The following is a 2,871-nucleotide window of genomic DNA, read 5'->3' on the forward strand; positions in this document are numbered from 1 at the left end:
CTCCACCGTACGGTCCCCCACCGTCACAACAGGCGCGGTGACGTCGTTGACGGTGATCCTTATGTGCTGCTGGTAGCTGGGGTCGGCACCGGCGGGGCCGAGGCGGAACTGTACGGTGCAGCTCAGCGTGGAGTCCTGGGGAGCGTTCCGGGCCACCGTGACGGTTTCCGTGAAGGTGGCGGTCTGACCGCTGATCACCTGACGGCTCGCCGGGGTGAGGGAGACGGACAGCGAAGGATCGCAGTCCAGAGTCTCGTGGGTGACGTCGACAGGCAGGTTGGACAGTCCGCTGGTGATCGCGTCCGCCACCTCGTTCGGGTTCACGCCCTGGAGGTACGTCCCTCCGGTCTCCCCGGAGACCCGGGTGGCCTGGCCCTTCCTGAAATCGCCGCGCTGGCCGTCGAGGCCGTCGCTGTAACTCTCCACGTCCACCGCGAGCACCTTGACGTTGTTCGCCTTGAGGGTGGCGACGACGCTGTCGAAGGAGTGGCCGCCGCTCGGGTCGTGGCTGGAGGCGTCGCCGACCAGGACGACGACGGGGCTGGCCCCGGACCGGAACGGGTTGCGCCCGCCGACGCCGGTCGCGACCTGCCACAACGCGTTCCCCCAGTCCTCCGGGGTGTCCCCGCCGCCGCCGGCTCCCAGCGCGTCGACACCGCGCTGGATGAGCGCGCGGTCGTTGGTGAACGCCTCGTGGAGGAGGAAGAGCCTGTCCGGATCGTCCTGGTCACCGTAACTGGCCACGGCGAACCGGGAGTCGGGCTGCTCGTCGAACACACTTTTCACGATCATCGGCAGATTCCGCCGCACATCCGCGATGGGCTCCCCCATGCTGCCGGTGTTGTCGACCAGCAGCACCACGTCCGGCCTGGGCGGCACCGCGGGCGTCCGCACCGTCTTGGTGACGGTGAGGGACTCGCCGGGGTCGAGCGACTGCTCGACCACCGACGGCGTGACCGGAGACGGGGACGGAGCCGCGGCCGGGCCGACGACGTCGCCGGCCCCGGCCCCCACCCCGCCGAACGTGAGAAGCGCGGCCATCAGGCCCGCCCGCAGTCGGAACCGCCGCACGACATCCTCCAAGATCGGCGTTGGCCCCACCCTTCCCGCGCCACGCTCCGAGGGGAGCGGATCCGGGGACACGTATGAGGGAAGACAAGTTGCCCCTCCGGGCAGTCCGCCCGGACGGTTCGCCCGGACAGCCCGGCCGTACGTCAGATCAGCCCCTGGCGCAGCGCGTAGGCGACGACATGGGAGCGGTTGCGCAGATGCAGCCGGATGACCAGCTCGTGCAGGACGTTCTTGATGGTGCGTTCCGAGTACGAGAGCTTCGCGGCGATGTCCCCGGTGTCGTATCCCTCGGCGACGAGGCGGACCACCTCGATCTCACGGGCGGTGAGCCCGCTGAAGTTCAGGCCGCGCGGCGCCAGGACCTGGCTCTGCAGTCGGCCGACCTGCTCCAGCAGCCGGCCGAGCAGGTCCGCGGGGAGACTCCCCTCGCCCCGGGCCACCGCCTCGATCACCTGTACAAGCCGCTCCGGCGTCGCCTCCGACCGCCGCAGGATGCCGGCCACCCCGCACTCGGCCGCCCCGACCAGCTGCTGGTCGTCGATGTGAGTGGCGATCAGTGCCACCCTCGCCGACACCGTGCGCTGGACGTTGCGCAGGGTCCGCAGCGCGGCCTCGTCGATCGTGTCGACGACGACCACCGCCACGGCCGCCGGTTCTTCCTCGTTCTCCACCAGCCGGACTTCCGGCCGGGACCGCAGCTGGCCGGCCACCCCCGTTCTGGAAATCGGGTCCTCCGCACGCAGGCACACGTCTATCCGGTCCACACCGGCCTCCCCGCCCCTGGGTCGAATGCTTCGCCGCAGTATGCGCGAGTGCACTCCACGTACAGTCAACAAGGTCTCAATGGGCACCTCAACTGCCCCGAAGTCTTCCTGCGGAGCCCCTGTTCCCCGGACTCCCCGGGCCTACGGTGCCGATCATGACAACTGCGGCGAGCCTGGACGCAACCGCCGTCACCGCGAATCCCGGTGGCCGGACCGAAGTCCCCCTTCAGGTACGCAACTCCGGCAGCACGGTGGAGGAGTACCGCTTCGAAGTGGTGGGCCCGGCCGCGGCCTGGACGAACGTCGAACCGTCGAGCCTGTCGCTCTACCCCGACACCTCGGCAACCGTACTCGTCGCGCTGAACCCGCCACGCAGCTCCGAAGTACCGTCCGGGGACATCCCGTTCGGGGTACGGGTGGTGCCCACCAGCAACCCCGAGGGAACGGTGGTGCCCGAGGGCGTCGTCACCGTCGAGCCGTTCACAGAGCTCACCGGGGAACTGGTACCGCGCGGATTCAACGGTGTGTGGCGGGGCCGCACGGACGTCGCCATCGACAACCGGGGCAACATCCCCATGACGGTCCGGCTCACCGCGCAGGGCGACAGTTCCCGCACACGGCTCGGCTTCTCGCGGGAGAGCGTCGAACTCCCGCCGGGCACGACGGAACTTTCCAAGCTGACGGCCCGGCCCGCCAAGCGGCTGTGGCGCGGGGCCCCGGTCGTACACCCCTTCCAGGTGGTGGCGACACCGGCGGGGGAAGCCCCGCACGAGCCGGTCCTACTGGACGGCACCTACCAGCAGGACGCGATCCTGCCGAGCTGGCTGCCCCGGGCCCTGATCGCGGTCGTTGTGGCGGTGTTGGCCCTGATCGGCCTGTGGTTCGCGCTGCTGCGCCCGGTGGTGAAGTCGGCGGCTCGGGAGGAGACCCAGAAGCAGGTGGCCCAGGTGTTGCCGTCCAATCCGACCCCGTCCACCTCCTCCGGCGGCGGCGCCTCGGCCGGTACGTCCTCGGGCGCCGCCGGCGACGGCGGCGC

General features: G+C 70.5%; 3 protein-coding genes. 1 reads left to right on the top strand and 2 read right to left on the bottom strand.

Annotated features, from left to right (window positions below; genetic code table 11):
* Both BFF77_RS31260 and BFF77_RS31265 read right to left on the bottom strand, forming a co-directional pair.
* A partial coding sequence (locus BFF77_RS31260) for a vWA domain-containing protein (RefSeq protein WP_141698587.1) occupies positions 1-1,071 on the bottom strand: 1,071 nt, incomplete at its 3' end.
* Between the two features lie 143 nt (positions 1,072-1,214).
* Positions 1,215-1,781 (bottom strand): helix-turn-helix transcriptional regulator, encoded by a 567-nt coding sequence (locus BFF77_RS31265; protein WP_245703943.1) that lies wholly within the window; start codon positions 1,779-1,781, stop codon positions 1,215-1,217.
* A gap of 209 nt (positions 1,782-1,990) precedes the next feature.
* On the opposite strand from BFF77_RS31265, the gene BFF77_RS31270 reads away from it, so the two are divergent.
* Positions 1,991-2,871 (top strand): COG1470 family protein (locus BFF77_RS31270; RefSeq protein ID WP_141698588.1); only part of this gene is annotated, 881 nt, incomplete at its 3' end.

Origin of the sequence: Streptomyces lushanensis, assembly GCF_001700515.1 — a bacterium.
GTDB classification, from domain to species: Bacteria; Actinomycetota; Actinomycetes; order Streptomycetales; family Streptomycetaceae; genus Streptomyces; species Streptomyces lushanensis.